Origin of the sequence: Candidatus Equadaptatus faecalis, assembly GCA_018065065.1 — a bacterium.
GTDB classification, from domain to species: Bacteria; Synergistota; Synergistia; order Synergistales; family Synergistaceae; genus Equadaptatus; species Equadaptatus faecalis.
Genome location: JAGHTZ010000041.1, coordinates 1 through 14,333, shown reverse-complemented (window position 1 = coordinate 14,333; position 14,333 = coordinate 1). Strand labels below are relative to the sequence as shown.

Below are 14,333 nucleotides of genomic sequence, written 5' to 3'. Positions count from 1 at the left end.
TCTCTCACGCATTACGTGATGCGGCTCCAAACGGAGGTAAGCCCGTTGCTTTTCAGCTAAAGCTCTGAAACACTTCGGTAACGGCACGCTTAGCGGTCGGGTTACAGGGTTGAGACACGAGGCCTATGCTTTCGGGAAGGAGGCAGGGAAAGCAAGAGCCCTGCGGCTTCGGACAGAAAACGAACGGACGGCGCAAGCAGCATCTGCGCCCAGCCCAGTAGGAAGTAATTCGGAGTTTGATGAACGCAGAACGCAGAACGAAGAACGTTGGAACTGTTGAAATGCCTAATAATACTTTTCTAAATTGTTCTTCGTTTGTCGTTCTTAGTTCGTCGTTTGTTTTTAACACACTCGCCCCGTAGGGGCTGTGTTTACCGTACCCAAAAGCAATTTTGGGGAAAATAAAAACGGCGCGGGATTTTTTATATTCCGCGCCGTTTGTTGTAAAAGAAATTATACTGCAATTGACAAAAGCTGTAACGCGTAGTAGGATAAACTTGGAAGCAGGAGATTGATACGGATTATCGACGAGCATCTATTCACGCGTTTTTGTTGACCGGCTCCTGTTTTGAGCGAGGCACCGCGGACAATGCGGCAGCCGCCCCGCTGTTTGCGCCGAGAGCGCAAATTTTATGAGTTGTTTATTTCAAACAGTGTTAAAAGCACAAACTTGTGAAACGGTCAATAAGAGTATTAATAGTGTTTACTGTATAGACTCTGATAATCCCGTAAAATACGGCAGAAGCCTCATCACTAACCCAACGGGTTGTATTCTGCAGTTATGACACGCAGTTTGTGCCTTGCACAAACTGCGTTTTTTATTGATTTACAGAAGGAGAGACCATGGGCAATACTCGTTTGGATCAGAGACGCGCACCGATTTTTACAGCCTTGCAGCAGTTCCGCAATATGCGTGTGGTACCGTTTGACGTACCGGGGCATAAGCACGGGAGAGGCAATCCGGAGCTGACCGCTTTTTTGGGTCAGCAATGTCTTGAGGTTGACGTCAACAGCATGAAACCGCTGGACAATCTCTGCCACCCCGTTTCAGTTATCAGGGAGGCGGAGGAACTGGCGGCTGAAGCGTTCGGCGCTTCCAACGCATTTCTGATGGTGGGCGGCACCACAAGTTCCGTTCAGGCAATGATACTTACCGTCTGCAAGCGCGGCGATGAAATCATTCTGCCCCGAAACGTCCACCGCAGCGTAATCAATGCCCTTGTTCTCAGCGGAGCCGTGCCTGTGTACGTAAATCCCGACGTAGACCAGCGGCTGGGCATTTCACTCGGCATGACGCAGGAGTCTTTGAAGAAAGCAATTAAAGAACATCCGAACGCTGTCGCGGTTCTCGTGAACAATCCTACTTATTACGGCATCTGCTCAAATATCCGCGCCGTTGTAAAGATGGCACATGAAGCGGGTATGCTTTGCCTTGCTGACGAAGCGCACGGCACGCATTTCTATTTCGGAAACGGGCTGCCCGTATCCGCAATGGAAGCCGGCGCCGATATGTCGTCGGTGTCCATGCACAAGAGCGGCGGCAGCCTGACGCAGTCAAGTCTGCTGCTGACAGGTCCCAACGTTAATGAAGGCTACGTACGGCAGATTATCAACTTAACGCAGACAACGTCGGGAAGCTATCTGCTGATGAGCAGTCTTGACATTTCACGCCGCAATCTTGCTTTGCGCGGCAATGCGGTGTTTCACCAGGTCGCGGACATGGCGGAGTACGCCCGCGAGGAAATAAACGCAATCGGCGGCTATTACGCGTTCGGCAGCGAGCTCAGGAACGGGGATTCCGTTTTTGATTTCGACGCGACAAAGCTTTCCGTACATACGCTTGATATCGGTCTCGCCGGTATTGAGGTCTATGACCTTCTCCGCGACGAGTACGATATTCAGATTGAATTCGGCGATATAGGCAATATTCTTGCCTATCTTTCAATAGGCGACCGCTCTCAGGAGGTGGAACGCCTCGTCAGCGCACTGGCGGAAATCCGCCGGCGCTTTCAGAAGGACGCGACGGGCATGCTTTCCCAGGAATATATTGACCCGATAGTGCTTATGTCCCCGCAGGAGGCTTTTTATGCCGAAAAGGTCAGTCTCACGCTGCGTGAAACAGAGGGCAGAATATGCAGCGAATTTGTTATGTGCTACCCCCCTGGAATTCCCGTTCTTGCGCCGGGCGAAAGAATTACCGGAGAGATACTGGATTATATTGAATACGCAAAAAGCAAGGGCTGCAGCATGACGGGTCCGGAAGACCCCTCAATTACGCGGCTGAACGTTCTGAAATAGGAGAGAATTGCTATGGAAATGTGGTTCAGTGAATATCATACCAAGGACGTCAAGCATTCGATTCGCGTTACGCGGCATTTGTATGCCAAGAAGAGCGATTATCAGCAGATTGACATTTTTGAAACGCCGGAGTACGGGCGCGTTCTCGCGCTTAACGGCAACGTACAGCTGACGGAGCGCGACGAGTTCATTTACGATGAAATGATTACGCATGTCCCTATGGCGGTTCATAAAGGAATTCAGGATATTCTGGTAATCGGAGCCGGCGACGGCGGGGTTGTGCGCGAGCTGACGCGCTATGACCGTGTGAAACGCATAGACCTCGTGGAGATGGACCCGCAGGTTGTGGAGGCCTGCCGCGAGTTTCTGCCCGGAAACGCCTGCAGAATGGACGACAGGAGAGTTCATATCTTTTTTGAAAACGCGCTCCGTTTTATCCGGCGCTGCGAGGCGGAGTACGATCTTATAATAGTGGATTCCACAGACCCGTTCGGTCCTTCGGAGGGACTTTTTACGCGTGAATTTTACGGAAGCTGCTATAACGCCCTGAAAGACGACGGCATTATGGTAAATCAGCAGGGCAGCCCGTTCTACGCACACGACGCGGAGGCAATGCAGCGCAGCCACAAACGCATCGTCGAAACGTTCCCTATCAGCAAGGTGTATCAGGCTCATATTCCAACCTATGCGGCAGGCTACTGGCTTTTCGGGTTCGCAAGCAAAAAATATCATCCCATTGACGATGTGGATCAAAAGAGCTGGCTGGCGCTGAATCTGCATACGCGTTACTATACGCCGCGCCTGCACGTCGGCGCGTTCGCGCTTCCGTCATTTCTTGAGGATATGCTTTTGGAGGTTGAAAACAGGTGAGCCTGAAACCCAATATTGAAACCTTTATAGGCTGTGACAGCAGTTACGAGGAGGCAAAGATTGTCCTTTTCGGCGCTCCGTTTGACTCTACAACGTCATTCCGTCCGGGGGCAAGGTTCGGTTCCGCAGCCATGCGACACGAGAGTTTCGGTCTGGAAACCTACAGTCCGTATCAGGACGCGGACCTGACCGATTTTGCCGTGCTTGACAGCGGGGATCTGGAGCTTAGCTTCGGCAGCACGGAAAGCGCTCTTGCAGATATTGAAAGCAGGGCACAAACCATTCTTAAAGACGGAAAACTGCCCTTTTTAATCGGAGGCGAGCATCTCGTAACGCTCGGCAGCGTGCGTGCGGTACATAAATATTATCCCGATCTGCATATAATTCATTTTGACGCCCACGCAGACCTGCGCGATGATTATCTCGGCACAAAGCTCAGCCACGCCTGCGTTATGCGCCGGTGCCACGATATTTTGGGAGACGGACGAATTCACCAGTTCTGCATACGCAGTGGTGAACGGGACGAGTTCCGTTTTGCCGAAGCGCATACGGACATGCACCCGCTGACTTTGGACGGACTGAAAGACACAGTAAACGCGCTTAAAAGGGACAATACGCCGGTCTACGTTACCATTGACCTTGACTGTCTTGATCCTTCGGTTTTCCCAGGCACTGGAACGCCGGAAGCGGGAGGCATAACTTTCCTGCAGCTTTTGGACGCTATACGTACTGCCGCGCAGTGCAATATTGCAGGTGCTGACATAAACGAGCTGGCTCCCATGCTTGACCAGTCGGGCGCGTCTACCGCTGCCGCCTGCAAGGTTTTAAGGGAATTTCTGCTGGCGCTGCTGAATAAATAGCAAACAAACCAATATAAAGGAGTCGTTAAAATGAGCAGAGTTTTAGTTATCGGCTGCGGCGGCGTTGCGTCTGTCGCCATTTCCAAGTGCTGTCAGGTCAGCGAGGTATTCACCGAGCTGTGCATTGCTTCGCGCACTAAGTCAAAATGTGACGCGCTGGCTGAAAAACTGGCACCGAAAACCTCTACAAAAATTACCACGGCGCACGTGAACGCGGACAACGTGAACGAACTGGTTGAACTTATCCGCGGCTACAAACCGGACCTTGTTATGAATATCGCGCTTCCCTATCAGGATTTAACTATTATGGACGCCTGCCTGATTTGCGGCGTCAATTATATGGACACCGCCAACTACGAACCGGAAAATACCGACGACCCCGAATGGCGCACCATATACGAAAAACGCTGTAAAGAAGCAGGGTTCTCAGCTTACTTTGATTATTCCTGGCAGTGGGCATACCGCGAAAAATTTGAAAAAGCAGGACTTACCGCCCTGCTCGGCTGCGGTTTTGACCCCGGAGTAACACAGGCGTACTGCGCCTACGCGAAAAAACACGAGTTCGATTCCATCGATACGATTGATATTCTCGACTGCAACGGAGGGGACCACGGTTATCCCTTCGCCACAAATTTCAACCCTGAAATAAATCTCCGCGAAGTCAGCGCACCCGGAAGCTACTGGGAAGACGGACACTGGGTTGAAATTCCGCCGATGTCGGTAAAACGCGAATATAATTTCGATCAGGTAGGACAGAAGGATATGTATCTGCTCCACCACGAAGAAATTGAATCAATCGCTCTGAATATTCCCGAAGTGCAGCGCATACGCTTCTTTATGACTTTCGGACAGAGCTATCTGACACACATGAAATGTCTGGAAAACGTCGGCATGCTCTCCACCACTCCGATAACGTTCGAAGGAAAGGAAATTGTTCCCATTCAGTTCCTCAAAGCCCTTCTGCCCGACCCTGCAAGCCTTGGTCCCCGTACGCACGGCAAGACCAACATCGGCTGCATTTTCACCGGAAAGAAAGACGGAAAAGACAAGACGTATTATATCTACAACGTCTGCGACCATCAGGAATGCTACCGCGAAGTCGGTTCACAGGCAATTTCCTACACAACGGGCGTTCCCGCAATGTGCGGGGCTTTAATGATGCTGACGGGCAAATGGACGACACTCGGAGTTCACACCGTGGAAGAATTTGATCCTGATCCGTTCCTTGACGCACTGGACAAATACGGTCTGCCGCGCAGCGAAAATCACAACCCCGCTTTGGTTGACTGATGGCAGAACAGGAAACACGCGCACCGTTTGCAGCGCTCGGCGGTAAAGCCCCCGCAAAGCTGTTTGCGGAGCTTCCGACACCGGCATACATTTTGGACGAGGCTCAGCTGCGCCGCAACGGGGAAATTCTTTCCGGCACAGCGCGTCGTACCGGCGCGAAGTTTCTGCTTGCGCAGAAAGCGTTTTCCAATTACGACCTTTACCCGCTGCTCTCAAATTATCTGACAGGTACGGAAGCAAGCGGACTTTTTGAAGCACGTTTAGGTGCGGAAGAAATGCCTGGCAAAGAGGTGCACGTTTTCTGTGCAGCTTACAGGGAACAGGATTTCGACGAACTGCTGAGCTATGCGGACCATATTGTATTTAATTCCCCGCGGCAGCTGAAAAAATTCGGGCCTACCGCAAAAAAGGCGGGAAAATCCGTCGGTCTGCGCATTAATCCCGAATGTTCCACACAGGAGGGACACGCAATATATGACCCGTGCGCTCCTGGCAGCCGTCTCGGAACAACAAGACAGCAGTGGAATTCCGAAATGACCGATGAATTGTACACAATGCTTGACGGTCTTCATTTTCATACTTTGTGCGAGCAGGATTCCGATGCACTGGAAACCACGCTGAACGCCGTTGAAGAAAAGTTCGGAGACGTACTCCCCCGTATGAAATGGCTGAATTTCGGAGGAGGACACCACGTCACCCGCCCCGGATATGATATTCCGAGACTTGAACGCTGCATTCGCCGCACGCAGGAAAAATGGGGGCTTGAGGTTTATCTTGAACCGGGCGAAGCATGGGCGCTGAACGCCGGATATCTCGTCACCCGCGTGCTTGACCTGCCGAAAAACGGAAACACGCAGTCGGCAATAGTTGACATGAGCGCTGCCTGCCACACACCTGACGTTATAGAAATGCCCTATCTGCCGCCGCTTTACGGCGCAGGAGAGGCAGGAGAAAAGGCTTTCAATTACCGTTTGGGCGGTCCCACCTGCCTGACAGGTGACGTAACTGGCGATTACAGCTTTGACGAGCCTCTTAAAGAAGGTCAGTTGCTGACCTTCGGCGACATGGCAATTTACACGACCTGCAAAAACAATACCTTTAACGGTATGCCGCTGCCGGACATTTGGTTATTGACCGAATCAGGGGAACTGAAAAAACTGACTAATTTCGGATATCAGGACTTCAAAAACAGGCTCGGTTCAAGACAGAACCATTAGGAAAACACTCTAATCTTTGTACATAAGTCCAAAATAATCCATGTATGCCTTAAATCTGTCCTGTGCAGTCAAACACGTGTCCATGAGGTATCCTGGCTCTGACTTCCATTCTTTTAATCCTCGGTAATAAAATTCTTTAATGCTGTCTTCTATAATGAACGGTGTTATGCCGTTGCGCAGGCATTCCTTGAACATAATCAGCCTGCCGACACGTCCGTTTCCATCCTGAAAAGGATGTATCTTCTCAAATTCATAGTGAAATTCTATTATTTCGCTGAGTGTTTTATATCTGGACTTATTGTACCTTTTCAATAATTGTTTCATTTCTGCCGGGACATTTTGAGGACTTACCGTGACATTTCCGGCAACTTCATTTTCCAGCCGTTTATAGTCCCCAACGGCAAACCAGGCTTTTCTGCTGTCAGAAGTACCGGATTTTAACAGCATATGCAGCTGCTTAATAAAGGATTCACTTAAAAGATAATTGGCAAGATCAATAATATAATCAACACATCTGAAATGATTTGACGTTTCTATAACATCATCAACGTTCACAGTATTATTTTGAACTCCAATTGTGTTGGTTTCAAAAATATATCTTGTCTGGTCAAATGTCAGACGGCTTCCTTCGATGTGATTTGAATTATACGCAAATTCAATCTGTATTTTATGATATATGCCGCCGGGAACGGCAGTTTCCTTCTCCATTTTTAATCTTGCGGTCAAATCTTCCGAGATCTTGCCGCTCTTTTGTTTTCTTGCAGGCTTAGTAGCATTTTCCGGAATTTTCCATGTTTTGCCGTCGAGCAGCGCACCAACTATTTTACCTAAAGCGCAATAATTTCTTACGCTTCTTTCTGATACACCCCATTGCTGAGCCGTTTGAGATACACTTTTATAGTTCATGCTGCCCTCCTGCTGTTTTTTATCGGAAAAATTATAACATTATCGGCAAAATTTGACAAGATTTTAATGTGAATATTCCGGAAAATTTTGCCGATAGACAAATTATGCTGCAATATGTTGTACGGCAGGCAATTCTGAACGGCATACCGAAAACAGACAGAACAGTTTCTTGTAAATAGTACGACCAACACGCTGTCAATCATGTACTTTAGTCAGCAGAATCACGCTCTCAACGTGTCCCGTCTGCGGGAACATATCAAACGGCTGGGCGGATTTCAGTTCGTAAGCGCCGTTTTCAAGCAGCATTTTACAGTCGCGGGCAAGCGTTGCGGGATTGCAGGAGACGTATATTACGCAGTGCGGTGATATTTTAAGTATTGCGTCCAGCACACTTTTGTCGCAGCCTGTTCTCGGCGGGTCAAGGACAACCGTGTCAAAGCTTTCGCCTGACAATTCCTGAGATATCTTTTCCGCTCTGTCTTCAAACACCCTGACGTTGTCAAAACCGTTTGCCTTCGCGTTGACCGCGATGTATTTTGACGCGGCGCGCCAGCTTTCAACAGCCGTAACTTTTTTCGCTTTTTCGGCAAGAAAACAGGTCAGGGTCCCGATACCGGCGTACAGTTCAAGAACATTTTCCGCCCCGCACTCCCCCGCTTTTTCAGCCGCATATTTGTAGAGGTTCAGCGCCTGTTCCGTGTTGATTTGGAAAAATGAGGATATTTCGGAGGCAAATTTGAAGCTGCCGAGTTTTTCCGTCAGCCCTGAACTGCCGAAGAGCCTTCTGAATACTCCGCCCCAGATGAAATTTCCGGGTGCGTCATTTTTGTTGAGCAAAAGTCCGTCCAGGTGTGACACGCGGCTGATTTCGGCAAGCACAGCCTTTTCTTTTCCCTCCGGCAGACGGTTCACAACCATGCAGCCTGCGGCTTCACCGCTGAATTTCGCAAAGCGGAGCACAAGATGGCGCAGAAAATTTCCGCCGTTTTTCGGCTGTTTTTCGTCGTAGCCGTTAATTTTTTTCTCTTCAAGGAATTTTTTAAGGGCAAGGATTTCCGTTTCCATTTCAGGAAACAGAACAGGGCATTGCCTGAATTCCACAACATCGTGGCTCCTCTTTTTGTAAAAGCCGAGAGTCAGCCTGCTTTTGAAATTTTTCTGCACCGGTACGGCTGCTTTGTTTCTGTAGCGCCATTCGGACGGGGACGGAATACATTCCAATACAGGCGGATTTTCAATGCCGCCTATGCGTGACAGGGCGTCGCAGACCGTCTGTTTTTTGAGCCGCAGCTGCGCGGCGTAATTCATGTGCTGAAGCTGGCAGCCTCCGCATTTTCCGAAATCGGGACAGCGCGGCGCAATTCTGTCGGGTGAATTGCAGAACCGTTTGAGGACTTTTGCCGTACCGTAGCTTTTCTTAAGCGTGACTATGCGGGCAGAAACTTTTTCCCCGGGCAGAGCGTCTGGAACAAACAGCACAAATTCGTTTTCCCCGATTCTTGCTATTCCTTCCCCTTCGTTGTTGAGACCGGTTATTTCCGCATTTACGATATCGCCCTGAAGCATTTTAATCTGCCCGTTTTGAGGGACCTATGTCGGGTTCCCTGAGATAGCTTCCGCGTACGGTTTCTGGCTCTGCCGCCTTATCCGCGCAGTGTTCGCCGATGAGGGCAATCTGCCCGTCGGGCACGTACTCGCGGTTTATTTTTTCGTAGCCGAGCGCGGCAAGCGGAGCGTAAAGAGAAACGTCAGCACCGGCAAGGACAGCCTCCGGTATTTTTTCAAGCCGCGCGGCAAGCTCTGAAGCGTCAATGCAGCACGGCTCAAGCAGCGTTTCTTTTTTTCCGTTTTCCGTTTTGTAAATTGCCGCGTAGACAGCGTCGCCGCGTGCTTTCAGCAGCGGCACGCAGATTCCGTCCGTTTCTGTAAGGTCGTACACAAAGGTTTCAAGCGTTGATACCGGTACGATTTTTTTGCCCAAAGCTTTCGCGAGAGCGGCAGCGTAAGCTATTCCTGCCCTTATTCCGGTGTAATAGCCGGGTCCCGCTGCCGTGCAGACAAGATCCACATCGCTGATTTTTTTGCCGGATTTTTTCAGCACTTCGTCAACAAGCGCCGGAAGCAGTTCGGACTGCCGTTTGCCGAGCATACGCTCAAGGTGCGCAAGCACTCTGCCGTTCTTGCTTACTGCAGCGCAGGTCCATTTTGTCGCTGTGTCAATTCCAAGTATAAGCATGGTTATTCCTGTTTTCCGCCGTTTGTAAGTCCGGCGATAATTTTTTCAGCCTTTTCTCCGAATGCCTCAAGCATAAGCGCGCGGCAGTTTTCAGCGGTTTCTTCAAAGGTTATTTTCAGCAGTTCCCTTTCGGGCATGTTTTCCCAGCGTTCAGCCCATTCCACCACAAGCAGACAACCGTCATCAGTATATGCTTCAAGGTCAAGCCCGTTGACTTCCCTGACGTTTTCAAGCCTGTAAAGGTCAGCGTGGACGAGCGGCGGCTCCGTATCGTGTTCGCTGACAAGGATAAACGTAGGGCTTTTGATTTTTCCGGCACCGAGAGCGCTGCCTATTCCCTGCGTCAGCTTTGTCTTGCCTGCTCCGAGCCCGCCGTACATCGCTATCGTAAGTCCGCCGCAGACAAACTGCCCAATCCGCCTGCCGAATTCAAAAGTAGCCTGTTCGGAAGCGCTGTTAAATTTAAACGTTTTATTTGAGGACAAGAGGTATTTCCTCCGCTATTTCGCGCGCAAGAGCGCCGCGCAGTCCGTATTTCGCTTCAAGCCGCTCGCCTGCAAGAGCGTGGACAAGAGCGCCGGCAGTCAAAGCGTTAAATATTGACATTCCCGATGCGCAGAAAGCGCCGACAACGCCGCTGAGCACGTCTCCAGAACCGGGAACGGCAAGAGCGGGCGATCCCGCGTTTATTACGCGCATTTCCGAGCCGCAGGCAACAAGAGTTCCCTTGCCTTTCAGGAGAGCCGCGCCGTATTTCTGCGACAGTTTTTCTGCCGCAGCCTGTCTGTCAGCCTGCACAGCCTCCGGCGTTTCGGAGAGCAGGTGCGCAGCTTCCCCTGCATGCGGCGATACTGCAAGATTGTCCCGCGCGGAAGGGCGCGTTTCAGAAAGAAACCAGAGAGCGTCAGCATCAAGCAGCAGCGGTTTGCTCCATATCGACATAAATTTTTCAAGCGTTTTGCGCAGACGTTCGTCTCTGCCCGTTCCCGGACCGAAAACAGCTGCGGCGCAGCGTTTTTCCCAAAGCTTCACAGTGCGGGCAAGCGAGTCCGCGCTCAAACTTCCGTTGAGCGTTTTGACAGGTGCTATTATCGCTTCCGGCAGAAAAACAGAGGCGCTTTCAGCCATGAAATCCGGCACGGCAAGCACCACGTAACCGGCACCCGCACGAAGGGCGCCAAGCGCCGCAAGCAGGGGCGCTCCCCTGTAGCACAAACTTCCGCCGCAGACAAGCACGCCGCCTCTGTTTCCCTTGTGTATGTCTGAGGGAATTTCAGGAAGCATACCGCGCAGTTTTTCTTTTCCGTATTCTTCCGCATTCATCGTTAATCACCTTCGATAACAACAAACGCCGCAGCTAAGCCGTCTTCGTGCGAAATGGAAAGGAAACTTCTTTCGTCTGCGGCAAGCAGCTGTTTGTCAAACACAAACACAGGGCCGTTTTCCGTCCGTCTTACGTAAACAGAGCCGCGTTCAAGCCCTGCAAGCCCGATTTTCAGCGCCTTGGCAAGCGCTTCGCGGGCGGCAAAGGCGGCAGCGAAATGCTCCTCGGGACACGAAGTGCTTTCGGCATAGACAATTTCCTCGGCTGAAAAAACTCTTTCCGCAAAGCCCTTTTTCTCCAGCGCGTTTTTCATTCTTTCTATGCTGCACAAATCCACGCCTATGCCCTTGATCATATCCGTCACCACCCTGCGGCAATAGGATAACACAAAAATTATCATTCTTGCATGTTTATCCAAACAAGGGTAAAATTTTCAGGCAGAATACGTGCGAGAGTGGTGAAACTGGTATACACGCAAGACTTAGGATCTTGTGCCTCCGGCGTAGGGGTTCAAGTCCCCTCTCTCGCACCAGTCTGATGTTTTGAGGTGCTGCATGAACAAACGCGATGACTTTGAATACACGCTTAAAGATATTTTCTCGCTCGTGCTGCAGCTGAGAGAAAACGGTACGCTTGAACACGGCAGGGATTTCAAGGCACTGCTTTCATGCGAAAATCCGGAGCTACACAGTTTTCTCTATGCAAACGCAAGAGCCGTTACCGAAGAACGCTTCGGCAAAAAGGTTTATCTTCGCGGGCTTATCGAATTTTCAAATTTTTGCAAAAACGATTGTTTTTACTGCGGGCTCCGTGCAGGCAACAAAAAGCTTGAACGCTTCCGTCTTACGAAGGACGAAATTCTTGACAGCTGCGAAAGAGGCTGCGCAATCGGCGCAAGAACCTTTGTCCTGCAAAGCGGTGAAGACGGTTTTTACACCGACGACGTTGTCTGCGGCATAGTTTCTTCCATAAAGAAAAAATATCCCGACTGCGCTGTAACGCTTTCACTCGGTGAAAAAACAAAACAAAGCTATCAGCGCTATTTTGAGGCAGGCGCGGACAGGTATCTGCTCCGTCAGGAGTCCTCTTATCCGGAATATTACATGAGACTGCACCCGGCTGCAATGTCCTGCGAACAGAGGCTGCAATGCCTTTGGGACCTTAAGGAAATAGGCTATCAGGTCGGCGCGGGGTTCATGGTTGATTCACCTTATCAGACAATACAGGATATTATCACCGAACTGAATTTTATGAAGCAGTTTGAGCCGCAGATGGTCGGGCTCGGTCCCTTTATTTCGCACCGTGACACACCATTCGGTACCTTTCCTAACGGAAGCGCTGATCTTACGCTGCGTGTCATCAGCATCGTGAGGCTTATGCTTCCCGACGCTCTTATTCCGGCGACAACCGCCCTCGGTTCAATATCGGAAGACAGCAGAACGTCAGCCTTCGCGTCTGGGGCAAACGTAATTATGGCTAACGTATCCCCTGTCTTTTCGCGCGAAAAATACGCTATTTACGACGACAAGGCAGACACCTCTTTTGAGGAACTCAGCCGCAACATTGCTTCGCTCGGTCTGGAGCTTGAAATTTCGCGCGGCGACCATAAAGATTTTATACAATTAAATAACGGGCGGAAGTGATTTTAATTTGAAAAAAACATACTTGCTGCTGCTTGCAGCAATACTGAACGTATCGTTTGCACAGGCACTTTATGCGGAAGCTTTTGAACTGCGGATACCGTTTGAAACAGGCGCGAAAGCCCTTGCCGTAAGAGAAGGACAGCCAGCGGAAGAAATCGGCACAGTACTCAAAATTCCTAAGGAAACGCGCTATCCCTCCTACACTGCCAGCGCGTGGGGAGAAAAAAGCGCTGTCTGCGCCTCCGCAGTCAACGCGCTCCATCTTCTCGTTTCGGTTGAAAAGGGAAAAGGCCGCACAATAAGCATAATACCGCAGGAAACAATAGCACCGGCTGCCAAAGCCGGAACTGCTTTCGTCCTTTCAACAACGGCTGGAACAGGCTGTTTCGGCGCATGGTCGCCGAAGGTCGGCTCCGAAGCCGTACTGAGAAACGCCGGCGGTACAGAGAGAAGACTCTCTGCTTCAGAATTTATCAGGCAGGGGGAAACGCTTGTTATAAAGGTAAAAGACAGAGAACTGCCAAGCTTTGTGGAAATTGAAAACCGCCCCGGCGGAAGAGTAACAGTCTGCGGCAAAAACGGCTGCACGCTCGTAGGACGCGTTCTGCGCCCTCTTGCCGGAACAGGGCGTTTTGAGGGAACGAAATTTCAGGCTGTGGGAAAACTGAGGGCAAACCACCCGGGAGTTATTGATTACAGCACCTCCGAAAGCGGAACAATCGGAGGCTTTCAGATAATTCCGTGGGATCATGCCTTAACTTCAAAAGAAATGCAGCATACGTGGAATATGACGCAATGGATGATAGTTGCGCCTGCCGACGGAAAATCCGCGCTTGGCGGCACCGCGCCGCTTTTCGATGACGGACTTCTTCCGGGTGTCAACCGCGGCGAAGGCGAAAAACTGTGGGACGTCTGGTCAACCTACGGACGCACCTCCCCGCTGCTCGTACGCATTAACGGCGGCACATGGCAGCCTGTTCCAAAAACGGCAGGGAAAAACGACAGGGCGCTTGAAAACGTAACTCACCTGAAAATTTACTACCCAAGCACCGAAGAACCCGCGAAATAACGGCACTGTACGGATTACAGAATATCAAAGCGGCGGGGTTTCCCCGCCGCTTTGTTTTTTCTTTTCGCTTAGTGCCCTTCAGTTTGTAGGTTGTAGGTCGCTCGTACCTCGCTTGTAGGTGGTAGTTTTTTTCTGCTTCCTAATTCCTACCCCCTACTACCTACCTCCTACTATCTACTTCCCAAACTCATACCACGCGTTCAGGTTCGCGCCTATGCTGTCGCGTTTGCCCGTGTAGCCCGTTACGCCGAGTTCCACTTTCCAAGGGCTGTTCGCTTTGTGGTATTTAATGCCGAGTTCAGCCATTCCGCTTCCGCCTTTGAAGTCAGGTTCAAGCAGCGCGTATTCGCCCATGTGTCCTTTGGCAGCTCCGTCAAATTCGTATTCGTAGGCAAGTCCGCCGAAGAATTTCACGCCGTTTTCGTTTTCTTTGCTGTTGTAGCGGAAGCCCGCGCGAAGTCTGTGGCTGTTTATCGCGTCAAGGTCAAACTGTTCGCCGTCTATTACCGGACTGTCGCTGTTCTGTCTGTTCCAGAGGTATTTGACGTAGGTGTCTATGTTTGAGTTGTCTTTGAGCGACCATTTGTAGCCAAGTCCAAGATGTGCTCCGAGATATGCTT

Annotated in this window: 14 protein-coding genes and 1 tRNA gene; 8 read left to right on the top strand and 7 right to left on the bottom strand. The window is 50.6% G+C overall.

The features are described 5' to 3' along the window. Positions 1-879: 879 nt before the first annotated feature. Genes KBS54_03490 through nspC form a run of 5 tightly spaced genes read left to right on the top strand, consistent with a single transcriptional unit; the run spans position 880 to position 6,535 of the window. Positions 880-2,298 carry an aminotransferase class I/II-fold pyridoxal phosphate-dependent enzyme gene (locus KBS54_03490; GenBank protein MBQ0055193.1) on the top strand — a complete coding sequence of 473 codons (1,419 nt, stop codon included), beginning with the start codon at positions 880-882 and terminating at the stop codon, positions 2,296-2,298. A gap of 12 nt (positions 2,299-2,310) precedes the next feature. After that, complete coding sequence (gene speE / locus KBS54_03485; GenBank protein ID MBQ0055192.1) at positions 2,311-3,168, top strand: polyamine aminopropyltransferase; 858 nt, start codon at positions 2,311-2,313, stop codon at positions 3,166-3,168. 2 nt (positions 3,169-3,170) lie between these two features. Then, complete coding sequence (gene speB, locus KBS54_03480; GenBank protein ID MBQ0055191.1) at positions 3,171-4,028, top strand: agmatinase; 858 nt, start codon at positions 3,171-3,173, stop codon at positions 4,026-4,028. Between the two features lie 30 nt (positions 4,029-4,058). Then, the gene (locus KBS54_03475; GenBank protein MBQ0055190.1) at positions 4,059-5,318 is read left to right on the top strand and encodes a saccharopine dehydrogenase family protein; all 1,260 of its coding nucleotides are present in this window, start codon (positions 4,059-4,061) and stop codon (positions 5,316-5,318) included. Further along, positions 5,318-6,535, top strand: coding sequence for a carboxynorspermidine decarboxylase (nspC, locus tag KBS54_03470; GenBank protein ID MBQ0055189.1), 1,218 nt, complete (start codon positions 5,318-5,320; stop codon positions 6,533-6,535). Before KBS54_03475 ends, nspC begins: the two co-directional genes overlap by 1 nt. A gap of 9 nt (positions 6,536-6,544) precedes the next feature. On the opposite strand, the gene KBS54_03465 is transcribed toward nspC, so the two are convergent. The 6 genes from KBS54_03465 to KBS54_03440 all read right to left on the bottom strand — a co-directional run bounded on the left by KBS54_03465 (position 6,545) and on the right by KBS54_03440 (position 11,356). Continuing rightward, positions 6,545-7,441 carry a Fic family protein gene (locus tag KBS54_03465; GenBank protein MBQ0055188.1) on the bottom strand — a complete coding sequence of 299 codons (897 nt, stop codon included), beginning with the start codon at positions 7,439-7,441 and terminating at the stop codon, positions 6,545-6,547. A gap of 195 nt (positions 7,442-7,636) precedes the next feature. Continuing rightward, positions 7,637-9,007 carry a 23S rRNA (uracil(1939)-C(5))-methyltransferase RlmD gene (gene rlmD / locus KBS54_03460; protein ID MBQ0055187.1) on the bottom strand — a complete coding sequence of 457 codons (1,371 nt, stop codon included), beginning with the start codon at positions 9,005-9,007 and terminating at the stop codon, positions 7,637-7,639. A gap of 1 nt (position 9,008) precedes the next feature. After that, positions 9,009-9,677, bottom strand: coding sequence for a tRNA (adenosine(37)-N6)-threonylcarbamoyltransferase complex dimerization subunit type 1 TsaB (gene tsaB / locus KBS54_03455; GenBank protein ID MBQ0055186.1), 669 nt, complete (start codon positions 9,675-9,677; stop codon positions 9,009-9,011). 2 nt (positions 9,678-9,679) lie between these two features. Further along, positions 9,680-10,162, bottom strand: a complete 483-nt coding sequence (tsaE, locus tag KBS54_03450) for a tRNA (adenosine(37)-N6)-threonylcarbamoyltransferase complex ATPase subunit type 1 TsaE (GenBank protein MBQ0055185.1) — start codon at positions 10,160-10,162, stop codon at positions 9,680-9,682. Continuing rightward, entirely contained in the window at positions 10,149-11,000 is an 852-nt protein-coding gene (locus tag KBS54_03445; GenBank protein MBQ0055184.1) for an NAD(P)H-hydrate dehydratase, read from the bottom strand. The genes tsaE and KBS54_03445 overlap by 14 nt, the downstream gene beginning before the upstream one ends. A 2-nt stretch (positions 11,001-11,002) precedes the next feature. Then, positions 11,003-11,356, bottom strand: coding sequence for a 4'-phosphopantetheinyl transferase superfamily protein (locus KBS54_03440; protein ID MBQ0055183.1), 354 nt, complete (start codon positions 11,354-11,356; stop codon positions 11,003-11,005). Positions 11,357-11,449: 93 nt separating this feature from the next. Between KBS54_03440 and KBS54_03435 the strand changes: the two genes are divergently transcribed. The 3 genes from KBS54_03435 (at position 11,450) to KBS54_03425 (ending at position 13,713) form a co-directional block, all read left to right on the top strand. Next, positions 11,450-11,533: transfer RNA gene (locus KBS54_03435), tRNA-Leu, on the top strand. Positions 11,534-11,555: 22 nt separating this feature from the next. Continuing rightward, entirely contained in the window at positions 11,556-12,644 is a 1,089-nt protein-coding gene (gene hydE / locus KBS54_03430; protein MBQ0055182.1) for a [FeFe] hydrogenase H-cluster radical SAM maturase HydE, read from the top strand. A gap of 7 nt (positions 12,645-12,651) precedes the next feature. Continuing rightward, the gene (locus tag KBS54_03425) at positions 12,652-13,713 is read left to right on the top strand and encodes a hypothetical protein (protein ID MBQ0055181.1); all 1,062 of its coding nucleotides are present in this window, start codon (positions 12,652-12,654) and stop codon (positions 13,711-13,713) included. A gap of 174 nt (positions 13,714-13,887) precedes the next feature. Here KBS54_03425 and KBS54_03420 read toward each other — a convergent pair. After that, positions 13,888-14,333: autotransporter domain-containing protein (locus KBS54_03420; protein ID MBQ0055180.1), on the bottom strand; the 446-nt coding region annotated here is incomplete at its 5' end.